Origin of the sequence: Marinobacter sp. (genome assembly GCF_046484525.1) — a bacterium.
Taxonomy (GTDB): domain Bacteria; phylum Pseudomonadota; class Gammaproteobacteria; order Pseudomonadales; family Oleiphilaceae; genus Marinobacter.
Genome location: NZ_JAWOIS010000091.1, coordinates 14,938 through 36,471, shown reverse-complemented (window position 1 = coordinate 36,471; position 21,534 = coordinate 14,938). Strand labels below are relative to the sequence as shown.

General features: G+C 60.6%; 21 protein-coding genes and 1 pseudogene. 8 read left to right on the top strand and 14 right to left on the bottom strand.

The genetic code is table 11. From position 1 onward, the window contains the following. Both R6W86_RS18400 and R6W86_RS18395 read right to left on the bottom strand, forming a co-directional pair. On the bottom strand, positions 1–1,010 hold a 1,010-nt coding region (locus tag R6W86_RS18400), incomplete at its 3' end, for a type III PLP-dependent enzyme (protein ID WP_410330798.1). Between the two features lie 185 nt (positions 1,011–1,195). Continuing rightward, positions 1,196–2,011, bottom strand: a complete 816-nt coding sequence (locus R6W86_RS18395) for a RimK family alpha-L-glutamate ligase (protein ID WP_410330797.1) — start codon at positions 2,009–2,011, stop codon at positions 1,196–1,198. 151 nt (positions 2,012–2,162) lie between these two features. On the opposite strand from R6W86_RS18395, the gene R6W86_RS18390 reads away from it, so the two are divergent. Together R6W86_RS18390 and R6W86_RS18385 are read left to right on the top strand one after the other, a co-directional pair. Continuing rightward, a complete protein-coding gene (locus tag R6W86_RS18390; protein ID WP_410330796.1) occupies positions 2,163–2,531 on the top strand; it encodes a DUF6746 family protein in 369 nt (122 codons plus the stop codon). 67 nt (positions 2,532–2,598) lie between these two features. Continuing rightward, complete coding sequence (locus R6W86_RS18385; protein ID WP_410330795.1) at positions 2,599–3,462, top strand: translation initiation factor eIF-2B; 864 nt, start codon at positions 2,599–2,601, stop codon at positions 3,460–3,462. Here the strand turns inward: R6W86_RS18385 and hrpB are convergent. The 7 genes from hrpB to R6W86_RS18350 all read right to left on the bottom strand — a co-directional run bounded on the left by hrpB (position 3,416) and on the right by R6W86_RS18350 (position 11,467). Further along, on the bottom strand, positions 3,416–5,890 hold the full coding sequence (gene hrpB / locus R6W86_RS18380) for an ATP-dependent helicase HrpB (RefSeq protein ID WP_410330794.1): 2,475 nt from the start codon (positions 5,888–5,890) through the stop codon (positions 3,416–3,418). The genes R6W86_RS18385 and hrpB overlap by 47 nt on opposite strands. Positions 5,891–5,953: 63 nt before the next feature. After that, positions 5,954–7,159 (bottom strand): YbfB/YjiJ family MFS transporter, encoded by a 1,206-nt coding sequence (locus R6W86_RS18375; protein ID WP_410330793.1) that lies wholly within the window; start codon positions 7,157–7,159, stop codon positions 5,954–5,956. Positions 7,160–7,253: 94 nt separating this feature from the next. Further along, entirely contained in the window at positions 7,254–7,916 is a 663-nt protein-coding gene (locus tag R6W86_RS18370; RefSeq protein WP_410330792.1) for an SCO family protein, read from the bottom strand. 141 nt (positions 7,917–8,057) lie between these two features. Beyond that, positions 8,058–8,978 carry a heme o synthase gene (cyoE, locus tag R6W86_RS18365; protein WP_410330791.1) on the bottom strand — a complete coding sequence of 307 codons (921 nt, stop codon included), beginning with the start codon at positions 8,976–8,978 and terminating at the stop codon, positions 8,058–8,060. Beyond that, positions 8,975–10,030: a COX15/CtaA family protein gene (locus R6W86_RS18360; protein WP_410330799.1), complete on the bottom strand. Its 1,056-nt coding sequence runs from the start codon at positions 10,028–10,030 to the stop codon at positions 8,975–8,977. The genes cyoE and R6W86_RS18360 overlap by 4 nt, the downstream gene beginning before the upstream one ends. A 68-nt stretch (positions 10,031–10,098) precedes the next feature. Then, a complete protein-coding gene (locus R6W86_RS18355; RefSeq protein ID WP_410330790.1) occupies positions 10,099–10,749 on the bottom strand; it encodes a hypothetical protein in 651 nt (216 codons plus the stop codon). Next, positions 10,730–11,467 (bottom strand): SURF1 family protein, encoded by a 738-nt coding sequence (locus R6W86_RS18350; RefSeq protein WP_410330789.1) that lies wholly within the window; start codon positions 11,465–11,467, stop codon positions 10,730–10,732. The genes R6W86_RS18355 and R6W86_RS18350 overlap by 20 nt, the downstream gene beginning before the upstream one ends. 79 nt (positions 11,468–11,546) lie before the next feature. Here R6W86_RS18350 and R6W86_RS18345 point away from each other — a divergent pair, with 79 nt between their 5' ends. Continuing rightward, the gene (locus R6W86_RS18345; RefSeq protein WP_410330788.1) at positions 11,547–11,750 is read left to right on the top strand and encodes a twin transmembrane helix small protein; all 204 of its coding nucleotides are present in this window, start codon (positions 11,547–11,549) and stop codon (positions 11,748–11,750) included. Between the two features lie 14 nt (positions 11,751–11,764). On the opposite strand, the gene R6W86_RS18340 is transcribed toward R6W86_RS18345, so the two are convergent. The 3 genes from R6W86_RS18340 to coxB all read right to left on the bottom strand — a co-directional run bounded on the left by R6W86_RS18340 (position 11,765) and on the right by coxB (position 15,486). Then, on the bottom strand, positions 11,765–12,652 hold the full coding sequence (locus R6W86_RS18340; protein WP_410330787.1) for a cytochrome c oxidase subunit 3: 888 nt from the start codon (positions 12,650–12,652) through the stop codon (positions 11,765–11,767). Between the two features lie 68 nt (positions 12,653–12,720). Then, positions 12,721–14,304 carry a cytochrome c oxidase subunit I gene (gene ctaD, locus R6W86_RS18335; protein ID WP_410330786.1) on the bottom strand — a complete coding sequence of 528 codons (1,584 nt, stop codon included), beginning with the start codon at positions 14,302–14,304 and terminating at the stop codon, positions 12,721–12,723. 57 nt (positions 14,305–14,361) lie between these two features. Further along, positions 14,362–15,486: a cytochrome c oxidase subunit II gene (coxB, locus tag R6W86_RS18330; RefSeq protein ID WP_410330785.1), complete on the bottom strand. Its 1,125-nt coding sequence runs from the start codon at positions 15,484–15,486 to the stop codon at positions 14,362–14,364. 204 nt (positions 15,487–15,690) lie between these two features. On the opposite strand from coxB, the gene R6W86_RS18325 reads away from it, so the two are divergent. The 5 genes and pseudogenes from R6W86_RS18325 to R6W86_RS18305 form a co-directional block, all read left to right on the top strand. Then, complete coding sequence (locus tag R6W86_RS18325) at positions 15,691–17,019, top strand: MATE family efflux transporter (RefSeq protein WP_410330784.1); 1,329 nt, start codon at positions 15,691–15,693, stop codon at positions 17,017–17,019. A 201-nt stretch (positions 17,020–17,220) separates the two neighbouring features. After that, positions 17,221–17,871, top strand: a complete 651-nt coding sequence (locus R6W86_RS18320) for a hypothetical protein (RefSeq protein ID WP_410330783.1) — start codon at positions 17,221–17,223, stop codon at positions 17,869–17,871. A 50-nt stretch (positions 17,872–17,921) separates the two neighbouring features. Further along, positions 17,922–18,308 carry a DoxX family protein gene (locus tag R6W86_RS18315; protein WP_410330782.1) on the top strand — a complete coding sequence of 129 codons (387 nt, stop codon included), beginning with the start codon at positions 17,922–17,924 and terminating at the stop codon, positions 18,306–18,308. 11 nt (positions 18,309–18,319) lie between these two features. Continuing rightward, positions 18,320–18,556, top strand: coding sequence for a DUF1653 domain-containing protein (locus tag R6W86_RS18310; RefSeq protein WP_410330781.1), 237 nt, complete (start codon positions 18,320–18,322; stop codon positions 18,554–18,556). A gap of 106 nt (positions 18,557–18,662) precedes the next feature. Continuing rightward, positions 18,663–18,887, top strand: a pseudogene (locus tag R6W86_RS18305) (sodium:proton antiporter); the annotation flags it as partial. Between the two features lie 225 nt (positions 18,888–19,112). Here R6W86_RS18305 and R6W86_RS18300 read toward each other — a convergent pair. Together R6W86_RS18300 and prlC are read right to left on the bottom strand one after the other, a co-directional pair. Next, positions 19,113–19,364 (bottom strand): YheV family putative zinc ribbon protein, encoded by a 252-nt coding sequence (locus R6W86_RS18300; protein WP_410330780.1) that lies wholly within the window; start codon positions 19,362–19,364, stop codon positions 19,113–19,115. A gap of 71 nt (positions 19,365–19,435) precedes the next feature. Beyond that, complete coding sequence (gene prlC / locus R6W86_RS18295) at positions 19,436–21,481, bottom strand: oligopeptidase A (RefSeq protein WP_410330779.1); 2,046 nt, start codon at positions 21,479–21,481, stop codon at positions 19,436–19,438. Positions 21,482–21,534: the final 53 nt, after the last annotated feature.

Here is a 21,534-nt window from a genome sequence, read left to right as displayed (position 1 = left end):
GGCCCCGCAATCACACAGTCCTCGCCCTCGCCGGACTTCTCCGTCCAGATCGGAAACTTGATCGCCTCATCCAACGTCTCGATCAGCCCCGAAAACTTGCCCACATCGGTATAGACCCATCGGTGAAGGGCCGTGCGGGACTTACGGGAAATCAGCACCACTTCACTCACCAGCACTCCGGCATTGGAAATCAGCGACCGTCCCGGTTCGATGATGATCTCCGGCAGCTCATCGCCAAAGTCCTCGCGCAGGAAACGGGCAATCTCCTCGGCGTATACCCCCAGCTCATTGGTCCGGGTGATGTAGTTGGCCGGAAAACCACCGCCCATGTTGATCATCTTCAGCTCGATGCCATCTTCTTCCTTCAGGCGCTCGAAGATCACCTTCACCTTGTTCAGGGCCGCATCCCAGGCGCCGATTTCCCGCTGTTGGGAACCCACATGGAAGGACACACCGTAGGGCACCAGACCCAGGTCACGGGCCAGGATCAGCAGGTCCATGGCCATGTCGGTCTGACAGCCGAACTTGCGGGAAAGCGGCCAGTCAGCGGTCAGGGTGCCCTCGGTCAGGATGCGCACATACACCTTCGACCCCGGAGCCGCACGGGCGATGTTGCGCAGGTCGGCCTCGGAATCGGTGGCAAACAGGCGAACACCCTGCTCGTAGAACGTGCGGACGTCCTTCGCCTTCTTGATGGTGTTGCCGTAACTGATCCGGTCACCGGTCACGCCCAGGGCCAGTACTTTCTCCAGCTCATACACCGATGCGATGTCGAAGTTGGCGCCCTTGTCCCGCAGCATGGTCAGAATCCGGGGGGCCGGATTCGCCTTCACCGCGTAGTAGACCTTGGCATAGGGAAAGCCTTCCACCAGCTCGTTGTACTGGCGGTCGATGGTTCTGGTATCGATCACCACGAATGGCGTTTCTTTGGTGTCGGCAAAATCCTTGATGCGCTTGAAAGTCTCGGCGTCGTAGTAGTCAGCGAGGTTGGCGTTAACGGCTTCGGTCATGGGTGGTGTATCCCTCCACAGGGCAAACAGGCATAAAAAAAGGCGCCACAGCAACGCTGCAACACCCGTAAGATGGCGCGATCATCGGGCTTTTCTCCGATCACCGCAAATGCGCATATCTACCCATAGGTAAAACAGGCAGGGCGGGTAGGTTATGGCACGGAAATTGGCGCGAAAGCGTGGGCTCAGACCGCCACCGGCCAAGGCGGTGGCCCGGTGGGGCCGTCCGGATCCCGGGGCTCGGTCTGTTGTCTCAGGTAGCCCAGGATGGCCTGCTGAAGGTCGGAGCCCTTGTCCAGGCCCTTGTTGCCAAACAGCCGGTTGAATTCCAGTACGTAGGGATAACCATCCACCAGGGCGATGTCGAAGCCGGCGTGATCCACGCCCAGTTCGCGGGCAAGCTGGAGCGCCAGGCTGGTCGCCACCTCGGGCACCGGGCTGTTATCAATCTGTCCGCCCCGGGCCACATTATTGTAGAAGCCCTGGTCAGCCTGGGTCCGCCAGTAGGCCGTCAGTACCTCGTCACCGATCACCACAACCCGGACATCCCGATCGATGGGCAGGTATTCCTGCACATAAAGCACTTCGGTGCGCTCGCAGTAACGGCGCCAGTCCTCCCGGGTCTCGATCAACCAGACGCCTTCACCCATGCTGGCCATGGGCAGCTTGGCCACGAACGGCAAGCTCATGGCATCCCAGATCATGTCCCGTTCCAGAGGCCCGTTGGCCTCGATCATGGTCCATGGTGTGTGCTCCGGCGCCACGATCTGGAAGGCGCGGGTCATCTCGACCTTGTCATGGCCGATCCGGTAGCTGGCAATGCTCGGGAAAACCCGGCACTTGAGGCCGTGGACCAGGGCATTGAGCTGCCAGTACTCCGGGAACAGCACCCAGTCCGCCTCCTGCAGCAGCGCCTTGTGCTGCAGGTAGTGCTCGGGCTTGAGCACCTTGGTATCGGGAAAGCCGAGGGTACGGAAAGCATTGAAGGAAACAAGGTGCATGGTAACCGCCTGGTGGAAAACTGAATGCATTTTATTCAGCTGCCAATATCTGGCAAGCACTATTTTCGGTCATAAATTGATCGATCTCATGGCTTCTCATAAGACACATGATAATAATTCGTATTACATATTCAGTGACGAGGATTGATCCATGGAACACACCTGCAAACTGGCCATTGTCGGAGCCGTCCTGACGTTCTCGCTGCCGGTATTCGCCGGCGAGTACGATCACTACAAGGGTGAACCGGGGGAGACCCTGGAACAGGCGGTAGCCAACTTCTCCGAATACAACAACAAGCTCGATCGGGTGCTGGCCGGCGAACCGACACCCGAGGCCATGCATGAAATCCATCAGCTGACTTACACCCTGGAGAATGCCCTGGGCAAGCTGAACCGGGAACTCGACGAACTGGTAGAACGGCTGGAACTGGTGCACGAGGCCTCTGAACGCGCTGATCCGGAAACGGTCAAACGTGAAGGTGCGATTTACCTGGAGCAAAGCCGAAAAGTCATTCCGTAAGAGATATTCGCCAATCCCTGCTACGCTCAGGTTAAGGGGCCAATCTCGATGAGGCAGGCAGAACAACATGGATCTACGTGGCGTGGCCATTGTCCGGGCTGTCAGGGCGAACCAACAGGCCGGTGCAACACAGCTTGCCGGTGAGGCGCTTAAGTCAGTTCATTCGTGGCTTGTCTCGGACCGGGTGCCAGCCAGCGAACTGGATCAGGTGCTTGACGGCCTGACCCGGGCCAGATCGAGCATGGCGCCCCTGGTCAATGCCGTGGTGCACTGTCGGGATCTATTTGGCCCCTGGCGGGACAGCAGCAATGTATCAGAACAGGCCGCCCCAGTGGTTGCCTCGGTACTGGAGCACCTCTCCCGGGCCAACGAACGGGTTGCCCTCGGCGCCCTCGAACTTGTGCCAAAACAGGCAACGATTCTGACCCACAGCCGCAGTTCCCAGGTATTGGCCCTGTTCCGTTTGCTGGCTGACCGGCAGCTTCCCTTCTCGGTTATCTGCACCCAGAGCAGTCCCGGCAACGAGGGCTTTACCCTGGCCCGGGAACTGGACGAACTGGGCGTCCCGGTAACCCTGATCACCGATGCCCAGACCGGATTGTTCATGCCAGAAGCGGATATCGTCTTCAGTGGTTGCGATACCTGGCTTTCGGACCAGCACTTCGTGAACAAGAGCGGCACCTATCTGCTCGCCCTCGCCGCCCGGGACCAGAGCAAACCCCTCTGGGTTCTGGCCGATAGCTTCAAGGACAGCCCGGGCACGTGCCAGTCGGTGGCACTGGAGGAAATGGCGCCGGAAGAGCTCGGTGGTCCCACCGGCGCCCATATCCGGGCCCGCAATATCTACTTCGAAACCGTACCGGTGCAATTGGTCACCGGACGGGTCAGCGATCAGGGCGTTTTTTCGTTCCCTGCTGAGCCTCGGCGGTGAACGGGTCTTCCGGCCAGGGGTGCTTGGGATATCGGCCACGCATGTCCTTGCGCACTTCCGGATAGGCATTGCGCCAGAAACTGGCCAAGTCCGAGGTAACCGCCAGGGGCCGCTGAGCCGGGGACAGCAGATGGATCACCACCGGCACCTGTCCGCCCGCCACCCTCGGGGTTTCCGTCCATCCGAACAGGGCCTGGGGCTTGGCCGCCAGCACCGGGCCATGATCCGGAGTGTAATCCAGAGTGATTTTCTGGCCGGTAGGAATGGTCAGGGTCCGGGGCGCCAGCGTCTCCAGCTGTTGTTGCTGTTGGTAATCCAGGAGTGAGGTCAGGGCCTGGAAAAGATTGAGCCTGGCGAGATCGGACCAGCGTTGCAGGCCGGCCAGGAACGGCCCGAGCCAGGTGTCCAGGCTCGCCAGCAGAGCGTCATGCCCGGTATCGGGCCAGTCTCCGGGGTACTGCTCCGCCAAAAGGCGCACCCGGGCACACCACTGCCGGGCCTCGGGTGTCCACGGCAAACTGTCCAGGCCTTTGGTTCGCACTGCATTCAGCAGGCCTTGCTGGATCAGGGCGGGATCCACCTGGGGCAGCGCCTGCTCGGCCAGCACCAGCTCCCCGAGTTTCCGGACCTTGCGGGCGATCACAGTGCCCCGCCGGTTGTCCCAGATGGCCTCATCCTGCTCAATGATGTGGTCGGCCAGATCCTGTTCCAGATCCCGCAGATCCACCGGCGCAGCCAGGTAAATGGTCGCCTCCCGGGCCTTGCCATCCAGATCGGCGGCCACCAGCCAATCGTGGCGCGCGAGCGGATCCTCCTCTCGCAACACCGCACCCTTGCCGTTGCTCAGCTGATATCGCGGTGCCGATCCGGGACGCCGGCGGGCGATCCGGTCAGGGTAGGCCTGAGCCAGCAGCCGGCCGACCAGGGCTTCTCCGGGTTCCGGGCCCTGCAACGCGTCGGCGTCCAGTCGTTTCGCCGCCTGCCGAACGGCCTTCAGCCGGGCCGGATCCACACGTCGGGTGCCCATCTCTCCACGGAGCAGGCGCACCCTCTGGTGCAGGTCCGCACCTTCGCCCGGCCCCAGCAAATCCCGTTCCCCCAGCAAGGCGGCCTGTTCCGCCGCCAACCCGCCAAAACCCAGCCGCCGTCCCCGAAGCACCATATGGGCCAGGCGGGGATGGATACCCAGATCCCGGGCGGCCTTGCCGTGATCGGTGATGGCGCCGTCGTCATCGAGCAGATCAAGCCATTGCAGCAGGGCCACAGCCTGTTGCCAGTGGGGCCGGGGAGGAGCGTCAATCCAGGCCACCTGGTCTGGCGAGCGGGCACCCCACTGGGCCAGTTCCAGTACGAGTGGCGCCAGATCCGCCTCCCGGATTTCCGGGGGCGTGAACTCCGCCAGGCCAAATTGTTCCGATTCACTCCAGAGCCGGTAACACACCCCGGCCTCCACCCGACCGGCCCGGCCCTTGCGTTGTTCCGCCGACGCTTTCGACACCCGACCGGTCACCAGTCGGGTCATACCGCTGTTGGCACCGAACACCGCCCGGCGCTGCTGACCGGCATCGATGACCACCCGCACACCCTCGATGGTCAGACTGGTCTCGGCGATGGCGGTGGCCAGAACTACCTTTCGGGTACCCTCCGGCGCCAGCGCAATAGCCCGGTCCTGGGCTTCGGCACTCAGGTTGCCGTACAGAGGCGCCAGGAGGACATGATCCGGCACCTGCCCCTGAAGTTGCTGCGCCACTCGTCGGATTTCGCCGGCACCGGGCAGGAATACCAGCAGGGAACCGGTCTGGTCACGAAGGGCCTCATGCACCACCGCCACCACCTGGTCCACAACCCGTGCGTTCCGCGGTAATGGCCTATACACAACCTCCACCGGAAACGCCCGCCCCTCGCTGCTGATCACCGGCACGTCCCGGAGTACCCGGGCGATCGGAGCAGTCTCCAGCGTGGCCGACATCACCAGCAAGCGCAGGTCTTCGCGCAGGGCCTGCTGGGATTCCCGAACCAGGGCAAGACCCAGGTCCGCCTGGAGCGAGCGTTCATGGAATTCATCAAACAGAACAGCGGCGTAGTCTTCCAGCATGGGATCGCTCTGGATCAGCCGCGTCAGGATGCCTTCGGTAACCACCTCAATCCGGGTGGCGCCGGAAACCCGGGTATCCAGCCGGGTCCGGTAGCCCACGGTCTGACCCGGTTTTTCTCCCAACTGTCGGGCCATGAACCGTGCCGCCGACCGTGCCGCCAGCCGCCTCGGTTCCAGCATCAGGATCTTGCGGTCCTTGCGCCAGGGAGCATCCAGCAGGGCCAGTGGTACCCGGGTGGTCTTACCGGCACCTGGAGGAGCCTGTAACAGGGCGGTGGTGGACTGTTCCAGGGTTTGCTTCAGATCTGGGAGGATCTTGTCTATTGGGAGCATGGACGTTGCTTGGGTTCAGACTGCCGGATTTGGAGATGGCAGCTTACCATGGTCTGGGCCGGGTTAATCCGAAGCCCGGGAATGCCAGGCTTCCGGCCGTGGCACAAAGAACACGAATAGCAGGCCGAAGGCCAATGCCGCGACGCCGATGCCGAAGGCAGAGACCAGTGTGCCACCGCTATCGAGCCACTGCTTGGTCAGCCAGGGGCCCACCATCTGGGTGAAACCATAAAGCGCCACCATGGCTGCTGACAGTCGCGGCCCCTGGTGCGGATGCAAGGATCTGCCGATGCGCTGGGTCAGCAGGACGGTGCCAAGGAAAGTGCTGCCGACCAGAGCGGCGCACAGGATCAGTCCGAGATCACCAGGCAATATGACAACGGCCAGAACGCCCAGTAGCTGAATCACGAAGTTAAGCTTCAGGGCCGGAAGGTCGCCGATTTTCCCGCCCAATTTATTCCAGATCCAGGAAGCGGGAATGGTAAAGAGCGCAACAATGACCCAGGTCCCGTCCAGCAACCAATGATCGGGCGGCAACTCCAATTTGGCCAACAACGGCAGAAAGGTCATGGGCAGGATATAGCCCAGACCCGCACCGGCATAGGACAGGAACAGGGGAATGCTGGCCCGATCCAGCAGCGGGTTTTTGAGAGGCCTGCCAGTATGGTTGAGATTACCTACCGGCACCTCAAGCCGCATCAGTCTCGCCGCGCCCCACCAGGCCAACGGGATCGACAGCACCGCTGCCGGCCACCAGCGCTCCGCCCCCTGGAGCCAGTCAGCACTGCCCGTCACCAGTCCACTGGAAACCAGCAACCCAAGCCCGACACCGATGTAGACCAGGCCACTTTTAGATGAGCGGTTGCGCAATACCAGCCACTCAAGAATCAGTGCCGGAGCATGGACAAACACCATTCCATTCGCCACGCCGTTGAGCCAACGACTGCCGGAGATAAAGGTGAGGTTATCGGTCTGGGTAATCACCAGGGTCGTGATCACATGCACGGCCAGGGAAACCGGCAGCAGCGTGCGGATCTGGTCAATGCGGTGCCAGCGGATTGCCAGCATCGCGCCCATCAAGTAGCCGAGGTAATTCCAGGTGGCCACCGCCGCGCCGTTAGCCGCATTGAACTGACCATCGTCCACCAGGTAGGGCAACAGCGGGGTATAAATGAACCGGCCAAGGCCGTGAACCACCAACAACACCACCGCGCCGGCGGCAAGGACGGAAAACAACTCTTTCGGTGGCGTTGAAGTCTGAGTTGGCATCGGTAAACAGTCCGGCGGTCGGTTAATCAGCCCAACAGTCTAAGCCACCCCTGCCCGGATGTCTTTTGGACCTTGGCCAAAAAATGCCGTTCGATCAGGAGCTTGTCCTTTCACGATTGGCCTTGGCCCACTGATAGATCCGCCCGAAGGCCTTGGCCAGTTCCTCCGGCCGGTGCGGTGGCTGGATCAGCGCCTGCAACTGCCCTTCCGGGTTCAACAGGGCAAAGTGGCCGCTATGATCCACCAGTAACTCGCCATCCACCTCACGGTGGACAAACACCGCACTCAGACTCTTCGCCAGTGCCCGCGTGGTTTCCAGATCCCCGGTCAAACCATGGAAGTGTTCGCCAAAGAAGCTGGTGTAATCCTTCAGCTTTTGCGGCGTGTCATGGGCGGGATCAGCACTGATCAACAGGTAATCCGGCTGCGGCAGCTCCACCGGCAATTTCTGATCCATCTGCCGCAGGTTCGCCATGGCCGCCGGGCAGATGTCCGGGCAGTTGGTGTACCCCACAAAGGCAAAGGTCCAGCGCCCTTTCAGGTCCTCCCGGGTCACCGTCTCACCGTTCTCGTTGGTGAGCGTAAAATCCGCCAGCGGTTTCGCCTGATCATAAACGTAGGTATTGAATTCAGAGAGATCCGGTGCCGGCCGCGGATCCCCGCCCACCAGGTACACCTGACGGGCAACCACAAGCCCGAAAATCAGAAGGACAATCAACAGCAGCGCTACGAGCGTAATCCGCACAGACCGATTCATCAGTACTCCAATACCGAACTCCGGGGCCGGGAGCGGGCGGGGGTGCCTTTTCTTCTGGGAACAAACAACTCGCTGCGCTCAGACAATTGTTCCCGCCAGAAAAGGCACCCCCACCCACTCCTTCAGACTGTGTGCCTCGGGTTAGAAGAAAACAAAATGATCCACAAGGAGTACCACAAACAGAGCCATTAGGTAAGTGATCGAATACTTGAAGGTATTCAGGGCAACGCGACGATCATCGCCCTTCAGCAGCCGGATGGCGTACTGCAGGAAGCGCATGCCAAGGGCCAGGGCGCCGATGAGGTAGATTCCGCCGGACATGCCTGTGACAAAAGGTAGCAGGCTGACCGCCAGCAGCATCAGGGTGTACAGCAGGATATGAAGCTCAGTGTACTTATTGCCGTGGGTGACCGGCAGCATCGGGATACCGGCCTTGGCGTATTCTTCCTTGCGATGGATGGCCAGGGCCCAGAAGTGGGGTGGAGTCCAGGCGAAGATGATCAGGACCAGCAGCAGGGCATGGCCTTCCACCTGACCGGTCACCGCGGTCCAGCCCAGCAGAGGCGGCATCGCACCGGCCAGACCGCCGATGGTGATGTTCTGGGGAGTGGCTCGCTTGAGGAACAGGGTGTAGACGCCGGCATAACCGACCAGGGAGGCAAGGGTCAGCCAAGCGGTCAGGTGATTGACCATCACCATCAGGATGGCCATACCGACGCACGCCAGCAGCGTCGCGAATACGATGGCATCCACCGGAGCAATCTTGCCGGTGGCGACCGGGCGCTTGCGGGTGCGGGCCATGACGGTGTCAATCTTCTGGTCCACCACGTGGTTGACCACGGCGGCGGCACCGGCCAGCAGGGCGATGCCGAGGTTGCCGAACAGCAGCACACTCCAGCCGGGCACGCCCGGAGCCGCCAGCAGCATGCCAATTACGGAGGTAAGGATCATCAGCGCGACCACCCGGGGCTTGGTCAGCTCCAGGAAATCCCGCCACGAAATGGTCTTGCCGGAAGCACTCGCAGTATTCCGGGCCGGCAGCGCCTTTACTTGCTCGCTCATGCCGTTACCTCCCGATTTATCGTTGTAGTTTGGGTTGCGCTTATAGTCTGGGGTTGGACCAGCAGGTGATGACGCCAGACCAGGTGAATCACGGACAGCAGCAGTCCGGCGCCCATCGCGTTATGGGCCACCGCTATGGACAGCGGGATGTGGGAAATGACGTTGGCCAGTCCCAGAGCGATCTGCGCGGCGAGGACCACTGCCACCAGCTGTATCGAGCCATCCAGGCCACTGGTTGCTCGACGCCGCCACATCAGGGCCAGCAAGACGGTGAAGTACGCCAGCACCACCACCGCTCCGAGGCGGTGGGTCACGTGAATGGCCACCCGGCCGGCGGCTGCGAGCTGGCCACCCAGGTAGTTCGGGCCCACGTGCTGGGCGACGTCAAAGCCGTGGCGGAAGTCCATGCCATCCGGCCACCACTGGCCCTGGCAGGTGGGCAGGTCGGTGCAGGCCACGGCGGCATAGTTCGCGGCCGTCCAGGCACCCAGGGCGATCTGCAGGACCACCAGCAACAGTCCGCCATAGAGCCAGGGCCGGAGCCGGGCGAGACCCGGAGCGGCCGGGGGTCTTGGTGTCGCTCTTGCCTTTCTCCACAGGCGCAGGCTCAGCAGGGTCAACAGGCTCAGGGCGGTAAAGCCGCCCAGCAGGTGGAGTGCGACCACCTGGGGCCAGAGCTTCAGGGTGACGGTCCACATGCCGAACGCACCCTGGAGAACGATGAATGCGGCGATGAACAGGGGCAACTTGACCGGCACGCCAATCCCGCGGTGCCGGACTCCGTAGGCTGCCAGGCCAAAGACCATAAGGCCAAGGGTTCCGGCGGCGTATCGATGAATCATTTCCGGCCAGCCCTTTTCCACATCCACCGGAGTTTCCGGAAAGCGGGCATTGGCGATGGCGATGCTGGATTCGCTCTGGGGCACGGTCAGGAAGCCGTAACAGCCGGGCCAGTCCGGGCACCCCAGGCCGGCGTGTACCAGTCGCGTCCACGCACCCAGCATGATAACCACCACCGCGAGGCACGCAGCAACGGTTGCCCAGCGCGCCATGTTTCGGTGGATAGCAGAACTCGAAGCCTCGGGACGGACAGGCTGATTCACTGGGACTACCTCCGGCCTCAGCCAATCTGGGACAGTTTGAGGATATGCTTGAGGTCCTCAAGCATATCCTTGCCACTGTGTTCGGATCCGTAATGCATCATCACATTGCCGAAGGGGTCCACCAGCAGAATCCGGGGCTCATTGGCGGGATTGACCCCGGCCGGCCAGGCCGGGGCAGTGCCCTCTGCGGGCGCCAGCCGTTCCATCAGCCTGTATTCCCGTGACCATTTTGCTGAGAGATCTGGAGGCACAGAACCCAGTGCGGCAGCGCGTGATACCCGATTGGCATTCTTGCCAAGGGCAATGTTGACCTGCCGGGCCAGATAGAGAAGTTCCTGACATTCACTGCCACACTCTCCTGCCACCACCATGAGCAGCCAATTGGGATCAACCTTGTCTGGACCAAATCGCGCCTCCAGGGGTTCGCCTGACTCTGTCTGGAGGTGCAACGCCTGAACCGGAACCACCGGCTGAACCAGCGTGCCATTGTTGACGTGTCCCACCGGGTTGAGCCAGCCCGTGTAGAACATAATGGTGGCAACGATCATCGGGCCGAAGCCGAGTACAAACAGAAGAAAAGCAGTACGACGCCCCCTGCGAACCTGTTCGGGAGTCGGTTGGTCAGACTCGTGGTGCTGGGTACCCTTGTCAGCCATTGTCATTGTCATTATGGGCTCCTGTCTTTCGGTAACTCGCCGCTACAGTCAATATAGTCAGTGCCACCGCGAGCGCAAACCATTGAGCTGCATAACCATAATGGGTTCCGGGACCCATCAGGTCCGGTACCCAGTCAGCCCGGAAGGCCCCGGGCTGTTGGCCACTGTCGAGGCGTATAATCACGGCCGGTAATCCGTCCACCTCATTTGCGGCCGCTTCTCTCGGAAGACGCTGCACCCTGCGCGGCCACCCCTGTTCTTCCTGGTCCTGCTCGGCAAGCACCGGGGGCACCGGGTATTCTCCAAGCCGGCCCACCAGGGTAAACAGCCCCTCCGGGGTGTCGATCCGCGGCAGACGGTCCCGACTCCGGGGCGCCTGGATCCAGCCACGATTGACCAGTACCGGGGGGCCTTCCAGGGGATAGAAATCCGTGATCACTTCGTATCCGGGAACACCGTCGCGAGTCCGGTTATCCAGCAACCAGCTTTGCTCGCCGTACATCCCGGTCACACGGACCGGCTTGCCGGAACGCACCTCGCCTTCGATCAGTTGCTGCCAGGGAAGGGTATCCGCCTCTTGTTGCCAGCTCTCCAGCATCGATTGCTTCTGGCCGGCCCGGTCCAACTGCCAGGTGCCGAGGCCAATGAGTACCGGCAGGAAGAATCCGCTGAACAGCATCAAACGCCAGTCAAAGTGCCATTTTCGCTTCGATACCTGCGGATCAGCCATGCTTTGCTATAGTGACTCCACCGGCACCGAAAATTTCCGGTTTCGGGCAACCCCCAAACCTATAACAACAGGGAATCCCATGCTCAAGGCTGTCATCATTGTACTGATGCTCGCCGTTATCATTAGCCTGTTCAGCGGGCTGTTCTTCCTGATCCGGGACGGCGGCAAAACCAACCGGGTTGTCAATTCGCTCGCTGTCCGGGTCGCGCTCAGCATACTGCTCCTGGTGGTTATCCTGATTGCATTGTGGCAGGGCGGACTGACACTGAACCCGACGCCCTGACCGGTTATACCCCGTCAGATAATGTAGACAAACACGAACAGGCCAAGCCAGACCACATCCACAAAGTGCCAGTACCAGGCCGCCGCCTCAAAGCCGAAATGATTATCGGCGGTAAAGTGGCCCTTGAAAATGCGCACCAGCATAACGGTCAGCATGATCGATCCCAGCATCACGTGCGCGCCGTGAAAACCGGTCAACATGAAGAAGGTGGTGCCGTAGATGCCGGATTGCAGGGTCAGGTTCAGATCGTGGTAGGCGTGGATATACTCGTATCCCTGAACAAACATGAACACGACCGCCAGCGCGATGGTGGCGCCCAGCCAGAGCTTGGTCTTGGCCCGGTGGCCTGCTTTGAGGGCATGGTGGGCGATCGTGATCGTAAAGGACGAGGTGACCAGCAGGATGGTGTTCATCAAAGGCAGACCCCAGGGGCCGATGACCTCACGGGGCCCGGGATAGGCCTCGGGGTTCGGATTCTGAACCAGCGGCCAGGCGGCATTGAAGCCCTCCCACAGCATGGCTGAGGAACCCCTGTCCCCTTCACCGCCAAGCCAGGGCACCGCAAACACCCGGACATAGAACAGCGCACCGAAGAAAGCGGCAAAAAACATGACTTCCGAGAAGATGAACCAGCTCATGCCCCAGCGGAATGAGCGGTCCATCTGGTCGCTGTACAGGCCGGCGCGGCCTTCCCTGATAACACTTCCGAACCAGCCGAACAGCATGTAGGCCATGATCAGGGCACCGATCAAGAACATCACCCAGGATACCGTGGTGCTCTCGCCCTGGTTGCTGTTCACCATGATCGAGGCGACACCGTACAGCGTGACCCCGAGGCCCACCGTCGCAATGATTGGCCACTTGCTCTGTTCCGGAACGTAGTAGGTCTGGTTTTCCGCCATGACAGTCTCCGATGGCTGAGCCATTTTCGTTTGTTTTTGGTCTCGCCGTCACCGGTCTGACCGGAGGTTCACTTAACCTCCGGTGGTGTGGCGAAGGTGTGATAGGGCGCCGGCGAAGGTACGGTCCATTCCAGACCCTCGGCACCATCCCACGGATTGGCCGCGGCCTCCTTGCCGCCCCTGACGCACTTGATCACGATCAGCAGGAACAGCAACTGGGTGGTGCCGAACATGAAGGCACCGATACTGGACACCATATTGAAGTCGGCAAACTGCAGGGCGTAATCCGGAATGCGGCGTGGCATCCCCGCCAGCCCCAGGAAGTGCATGGGGAAGAAGGCCAGGTTCATGCCGATGAAGGACAGCCAGAAGTGGGTCTTGGCCAGGGTCTCGTCATACATATGGCCGGTCCACTTCGGTAGCCAGAAATAGGCCGAGGCAAAGATGCCAAAGATGGCGCCAGGCACCAGAACGTAGTGGAAGTGGGCCACCACGAAGTAGGTGTCGTGATACTGGAAGTCCGCCGGAGCAATCGCCAGCATAAGACCCGAGAAGCCGCCGATGCTAAACAGGATGACGAACGCCACGGCAAACAACATCGGGGTCTCGAATGTCAGGGAACCCCGGAACATGGTGGCCACCCAGTTGAACACCTTCACCCCGGTGGGCACGGCGATCAGCATGGTGGCGTACATGAAGAACAGCTGGCCTGCCAGCGGTACGCCTACGGTGAACATGTGGTGCGCCCAGACGATAAAGGAGAGCAGGGCAATGGCGCCGACCGCGTAGACCATGGAGGCATAGCCGAACAGGGGCTTGCGGGAGAAGGCGGGGATGATGTGGGACACCGCACCGAAGGCCGGCAGGATCATGATGTAGACCTCGGGGTGCCCGAAGAACCAGAACACATGCTGGAACAGGACCGGGTCACCACCACCGGAGGCATCAAAGAAGCTGGTGCCGAAGTTGATGTCCATCAGCATCATGGTGACCACACCAGCCAGTACCGGCATGACCGCAATGAGCAGGAACGCAGTGATCAGCCAGGTCCACACGAAAAGGGGCATTTTCATCAGGGTCATGCCCGGCGCCCGCAGGTTCAGGATGGTGGCAATCACGTTGATCGCGCCCATGATGGAGGAGATCCCCATGATGTGGACGGCAAAAATGAAGAACGTGGTACTCGGCGGCCCGTAAGTGGTCGACAGGGGAGCGTAGAAGGTCCAGCCGAAGTTGGGCGCACCACCCTCCATGAACAGGGTGGACACCAGGATCAGGAAGGCACACGGCAGCAGCCAGAAGCTCCAGTTGTTCATCCGCGGCAGCGCCATGTCCGGCGCCCCGATCATCAGCGGCAGCATCCAGTTGGCCAGGCCCACAAACGCGGGCATGACCGCACCGAACACCATGATCAGCCCGTGCATGGTGGTCATCTGGTTGAAGAATTCCGGCTGCACGATCTGCAGGCCGGGCTGGAAGAGCTCCGCCCGGATGACCATGGCCATGGTTCCCCCCAGGAGGAACATGGCGAAACTGAACACCAGGTACATGGTCCCGATGTCCTTGTGATTGGTGGTCAGCAGCCAGCGGCTGATGCCTTTGGCCGGGCCGTGATGATGTTCCTGGGCGTGGGTATCTGCAACCGCACTCATGAAAACCCCCGTTACCGCCGTTAATTGTGGCTGGTGATCGTTATTATCTGGCGTCGATTACTGTTGGTTCTTGTAATCCAGAATTTCCTTGGGCGTGACCATGTCACCGGTGTTGTTACCCCAGGCGTTCCGCTCATAGGTAATCACCGCTGCCAGGTCCACCTCGCTCAACTGGTTGCCGAAGGCCTGCATGGCTGTGCCGGACTTCCCGTTGACCACAATATCGATGTGCGCGGTCATGTCTCCGGTGGCAATCGGGCTGCCCTTCAGCGCCGGGAAGGCCGGTGGTGCGCCACTGCCGTCCGGCTGGTGACAGGCCGCACAGGCGGTCTGATAGGCCTTCTCGCCACGAGCCATGAGCTCATCCATGGTCCAGTCTTTCTGCGTCAGCTCGCGCTCTTTCTCGGCGGCGGCTTTCTGTTCTGCAAGCCAGACCGTGAATTCCTCTTCCGGGACCGCCTCTACCACGATCGGCATGAAGCCGTGGTCCTTGCCACACAGTTCGGTACATTGGCCACGGTAGGTGCCCGGCTCGTCCACCCGGAACCAGGCCTCGTTGATGAACCCCGGAATCGCATCCTTCTTGACACCGAACTCCGGCACCCACCAGGAATGAATGACATCGTTAGCGGTCAGCAGCAGCCGAACCTTCTTGCCGACCGGGACAATCAGCGGGTTGTCCACCTCCAGCAGGTAGTTCTCACCCTTGTCCTGCCGGTTAACAATCTGATCGCGGGGAGTGGCAAGGTTGGAGAAATAACCGAACTCCTGATCGACATACTCGTACTGCCACTTCCACTGGTAACCAGTGACCTTGATATCCACCTCGGATTCGGTGGTGTCGTACATATCAACGAGCGTGGCCGTAGCCGGGATCGCCATGACCACCAGGATGACAAACGGTATGATGGTCCAGAGAATCTCCACCATCGTGTTCTCGTGGAAATTCGCCGGTTTGTGGCCCTGGGATTTGCGGTGGGCGAAGATGGACCAGAACATGACCCCGAAGACCACCACGCCGATGACGACGCAGATCCAGAGAATGGTCATATGAAGGCTGAAAATATCATTACTGGTGCCGGTCACCCCGGGCGTCATGTTCATCGTCCAGTCCGCCATGGACCAGGTCGGCAATACAAGACCACCCAACAGGGCACCTGCCCGCTTAGCGTGCACGCGCATACTGTGTCTCCACAGAGTGTTTTTCTTGTCGGATTTTGCGTTATCCCTCTGTTTTGACGGCACTCGCAGAAACACCAACCAAACCAGAGTGAAAGCCTGCTTACGGATACTCCAATTTCGAGTATAGACACAGATCAAAAAAAGGCTAAAAAATCGACTAAATCTAAAACTGCTAACCTGGGATTATTAAGAATCAAAGCGAATATGACTTTTCAACTGGCCACCACCGACCGAAGGCTCTGGGCTCTGGCCTGGCCCCTGATGCTCACCAACCTGACCGTACCCCTACTCGGGCTGGTGGACACCGCCGTACTGGGCCATCTGGAGAGCCCGGAATACCTCGGAGCGGTCGCCGTCGGCGCCAACCTGTTCAGTATCCTGTACTGGACGTTCGGCTTCATGCGCATGGGCACCACCGGCCTGGCAGCCCAGGCGTGGGGAAAGCGGGACAGTTTTGGCCAGGTGGCGTTGCTGTTGCGCTCGGTGCTGCTTGCCGTGGGCATTGGCCTGTTGCTGATCCTGTTACACCAGCCTTTGATCCGCATCGGCCTGGCGCTGATGAATCCGAGCCCGGATGTGACCGGCCTGGCGGCCGAATACGCGGCCATCCGGATCTGGAGTGCGCCGGCGGTGTTGTGCCAGTACACACTGGTGGGCTGGCTGATCGGTATGCAGTTTCCCCGGGGGCCGATGATCATGCTGATCGTCGCCAACGGCCTCAACATCGTGCTGGATGTGCTGTTTGTGACCGGCCTGGGCTGGAACAGCCGGGGTGTGGCCATTGCCACGGTGATCGCCGAATACGGTGCCGCCATGATCGGCTTCGCCATTGTGCTGACCCGCCTGCCCGAAGGTCAGTGCCTGACCCGGGAGCTCTTCGGGCGGCTGTCCGACTACCTGAAAATCCTGCAGGTCAACCGCTACATCATGGTGCGGACCATCGCCCTGTTGCTGGTACTGGCTTTTTTTACCGCCCAGGGTGCCCGCCAGGGCGATACCATCCTGGCCGCCAATGCCGTGCTCATCACTTTCCTGTTGGTCATCTCCAATGCCCTGGACGGCTTCGCCAATGCCGCCGAGGCACTGATTGGCGAAGCGATCGGGAAGGACAGCCGGCGCCGGTTCCGCGTGGTATTTCGCAGTGCATTAAGGTGGTCCTTGTGGGGCGCCCTGCTGCTGACCATTGTCTTTGTCCTCGGTGGGCGCCAGCTGATCGCGCTACTGACCGGCATCGAGTCGGTCCGCGTGACCGCCTGGGAATACCTGCCATGGCTGTGGCTGCTGCCGCTCGCGTCGGTCTGGGGCTTCCTGCTGGACGGAGTGTTCATAGGCGCCACCCGCACCCGGGACATGCAGAACACCATGCTATTTTCCGCTCTGGGCGTGTTCCTGCCGGTATGGTGGCTGACCACCAGCTGGGACAATCACGGTCTGTGGTTCTCCCTGATCTGCCTGATGCTCGCCAGGGCGGTCACGATGGGGTGGCTTTGCTGGTCACACACCCGGGCCGGGCGCTGGTTTGAGGCGTCGTGACACAACCTGACCGGGTGGTAACCTTCCGGCGGTAGAATTTGCAGGCAACGGACCGGCATGCGGACGAATGTCGACTACAATAGTCAGAAACAGCAGGCGGGTTGGTAAAGTGCACCGCTTCCTGCTGCACTGACTGACTCGTTGCAAACAACGGGAGGCGCCTTGCGACCTCAATTCGTACAGACACTGGCATCTCCTCACATGACACCACAGGTAGTGCTCGAAATCATTGATGACGCCCGGCGCAAGGAAGCCCGATCCGGGACCTTCCTCCGCCAGCTCCGCGAGAAGGCAGAGCAGTTGCCGGCGTCTGTGGTGATCGAGGGCTATCAGCCGGCCACCGCGCTGTTCCAGTTCGCCATCGAGTATATCGAAATGGCACCACGACTGATCGAATGCGTCGAAGCCTGCGCCCGGGAGGCGGGCAAGGCCGAACTGTTCCAGCCCTTTGTGGACGCCGCCATTCGTTACTTTACCCAGCCCTCTATTCTGCTGGTGCGCTATGACGGGCTCGACGGCCTGCTGATACGGGCTTACCTGTGCCACCGCCTGATGGAAGAAATGCACGAGAACAACCGTTCCATCCGCCAGAGCGAACTGGTGGATATCGAAGCTACCCGGGCCAATCTGCTGGTGCACGAACTGATCGGCGAACCCTTCGCCAACGAGCTGGATGAGTCGGTTATGGTCACGGTACTTCAGATCGCCGGCACACCGGACTACTACGACCTGAACCTGGATCCGTTCGTTGAGCAGGTAAACAACGCGGCCTGGAACTGGATGCGCCAGTACTGGGAGAACCTGCTGGTAAGGAATCATATCCGGTTTTCACTGGGCGGCGGTCTGGTTTAGACGGTATCCTTGGCGGCTTTCCACGACTTTAAACAGCCAAAGGAGACGTCATGCTGGAAAACACCGACCTGGGAAAACTGGTACTGCGCCTGACTTTGGGTGGGCTGATGCTGTTCCACGGCGTCGCCAAGCTGCTCAACGGTATCGGCTTTATCGAAGGGGAACTGGCCAACCACGGGCTACCCATATTTCTGGCCTATGGCGTGTTCATCGGCGAGCTGATTGCTCCACTCATGGTGATCCTGGGCTACCAGACCCGGATTGGTGCCCTGCTGATCGTGTTCAACATGATCGTAGCCATTGCCCTGGTGCACACCCACGAGTTGCTGGCACTGGGCCGTAACGGCGGACTGGCCCTGGAACTCCAGCTCTTTTTCCTGTTCACCGCCGTCGCCGTGGTCTTCCTCGGGCCCGGCAGGTACAAGCTCAAAAACTGAGGGGGCTGACCATGACTGACAAGAAACCGACCATAAGCCCCGGGCGTTACCGCCACTACAAGGGTCAGGATTACGAAGTGATCGGCGTGGCCCGCCACAGCGAAACCGAAGAGCCCCTGGTGGTTTACCGCTGCCTGTACGGTGACTACAGCCTCTGGGTGCGCCCCCTCGCCATGTTCCGGGAGACCGTGGAAGTCGCCGGCGAACTGGTTCCCCGCTTTGCCCGCATTGACGACCGAGTTCGGTAATCCTGTTTTGACTCGAGCGGTCATTTCCTGCACATTAGCGCGCTTTTCATGACGCCGGCCCCCACGAGGGGCTGGTAAAACCGTTGATTCCTAGCCGGAGTTTGCCATGAATGCCGTTGTTGCAGCGGTACTGATCATGCTCGTGTTGAGCCTGTGCCGCATTCACGTTGTCGTTGCCCTGATCGTGGGCGCCATATCCGGCGGCCTGGCCCTGGTTGGCCGCCAGGAAGACGGCACCACCGCCACCGGCATCCGGTTCCTGATCGTCGGGCTGCTACTGGCCATATCTGTGTCATCCCAGAACATCCTGCCGAGGGAGTACGCCGTTCTTTTGTAGCCTGCTGGTTTTGGGGGCTTTGAGGGGGCGGGGTACCTTTTCTTCTGGGGACAAAGAACTCGCTGGGCAGATATATCGGAGTTGTTCAGTGAGAGAGGGAGTGGGGGTGCTTTCCTTTCGGGCACAATTGTCTGAGCGAAGCGAGTTCTTTGTGCCCGAAAGGAAAGCACCCCCACTCCCTCAAAGCCCCCACAACAACCAGGCTAGAAACGCAGCAGGTCAGTTCTCAGAACCAGCCTTGAAAAACACCACCTGCTTGACGGTGTGATCATCCTCGTTCTTGCGCTTGTTCACCCGGGTTTCCAGCTCCAGCACCTGGGTATCCGGCTCCTCGGACAACCCATCGGTGAACCCGCAGGCGACGCACTCGCGTATCTGCTTGTCGTTGTCATCCGTGAACATCATGATCTTGTCCATCTCCGCACAGCGGGGGCAAACGGCGCCGGCGATGAAACGTTTCGGACTTGCCATAGGTTACTCCGGTTTTTCAGATCGGCAGCCGGGCTTCGCATGGTTCCACCCGGCCAATTACCGACATTGTATCAGGCGGCTTCGTCCGTGATGCCGGATTGTCTCAACAGGGCATCCACCTGAGGCTCTCGGCCCCGGAAGGCCCTGAACAGTTCCATGGGCTCCTGGGAGCCGCCTTTCTCAAGGATGTTGTGCAGGAAGGCCTTGCCGGTTTCCGTGTCGAAGATGCCCTTCTCCTCGAACAGGGAGAAAGCATCCGCCGCCAGCACTTCCGCCCACTTGTAGCTGTAATACCCCGCCGCATAGCCGCCGGCGAAGATGTGGGAGAAGGCGTTGGGGAAGCGGTTGAACTCGGGTGCTTCCACCACGGCGATCTCTTCCCGCACCTTGCGGTGCATGTCCAGCGGGTTGGTGGGAGCCTCGTCGATGAATTCCGCGTGCAGGCGGAAGTCGAACAGGGAGAACTCCAGCTGGCGCACCATGGCCATGCCGGACTGGAAGTTCTTCGCTGCCAGGAGCTTCTGCAGCAGGTCTTCCGGCAGTGGCTCGCCGGTTTCGTGGTGACTGGCGATCAATGCCAGGGAATCCGGGTTCCAGCACCAGTTCTCCAGGAACTGGCTGGGTAGCTCGACCGCGTCCCAGGCCACGCCGTTGATACCCGATACGTCCAGTACCTCCACCTGAGTCAGCATGTGGTGCAGGCCGTGCCCGAACTCGTGGAACAGGGTGGTCACTTCGTCGTGAGTCAGCAGCGACGGCTTGCCGTTCACCGGCGGCGTGAAGTTGCAGGTCAGGAATGCCACCGGCAGCTGCAGGCGGCCACGCTGATCGCGCCAGCGTACCCGGCAGTCGGCCATCCAGGCACCGCCGCGCTTGCCCTGGCGGGCAAACAGATCCAGGTAGAACCAGGCCACCGGCTCACCATGGCGGCTGATACAGTAAGTGGTAGCATCTTCATGCCAGGTCTCGACTTCGGGGCGTTCTTCAATCTGGACATCGAACAGCTTCTCGGCCACCCGGAACAGACCAGGAACCACCTTGTTGACCGGGAACCACGGGCGCAGGGTCTCCGGGGAGATGTCGTACTGCTTCTGGCGCAGTTTCTCGCTGTAGTAACCGATGTCCCAGGCCTGCAGGTCATCCACGCCATGTTCGTCCTTGGCGAAGGCTTTCAGTTCGGCAAATTCCTTTTCCGCCACCGGCTTGGATTTGGCCGCCAGCTGGTTCAGGAACTCCAGCACCTCTTCAACACTCCGGGCCATCTTGGTGGCCAGGGAGCGTTCGGCGTAATTGTTGAAGCCCAGCAGCTGGGACAGGGCGTGGCGACGCTTGAGGATTTCCGCCATCACCGGGGTGTTGTCCCAGGTCCCGGCATCCGGGCCCTGGTCAGACGCCCGGGTTACAAAGGCTTCATAGACTTCCCGACGCAAATCCCGGTTATCACAGTAGGTCATGACCGGGTAGAAGCTGGGGAAATCCAGCGTAATGACATAGCCATCCAGCTCTTTCTGGCGCGCCGCCTGCTTCGCACCCTCGATGGCGGTTTCCGGCAGGCCGGAAAGCTCGTCCACATTGGTAATCTGCTTGTACCAGTGCTGAGTGGCGTCCAGTACGTTATCGCTGAACTTGTTGGACAGCTCCGCCAGCTCCCGCGAGAGGTCAGCGTAACGCTTTTTCTTGTCCGCTGGCAGGTCGACGCCACCCAGGTGGAAATCGCGCAGGGTGTTTTCCACCGACTTGCGCTGGGGCTCGCTCAGGTCCTTGAAGTCGTCCCGGGCCGCCAGCTTCTTGTAGGCGTTGCACAGGGCTTCGTTCTGGCTGATCTCGGTGCTGTACTCGGTCAGCTTCTCCAGGCAGTTCTTGTAGACTTTGCGCAGCTCGTCGTTGTTCATCACACCGTTCAGGTGTGAGATAACCGACCAGGCGTTGGAGAGCTTGTCTTCCAGCGCCTGCATGGGCTGGGCCAGGGTGTCCCAGGTGGGATCGTCCTGCTCGGCGAGCTGGCTGATCTTCATGCGGTTCTCGCTGAGAATCTGGTCAATCGCCGTTTCCATGTGCTCGGTGCGCACATGGTCGAACTTCGGCAACAGATCGTCGGTCAGTAACGGATTATTCATAGGGCCTCTTCTCAGCAGTACGTGGATACGATAGTTTCAGGCGACTGCGATGT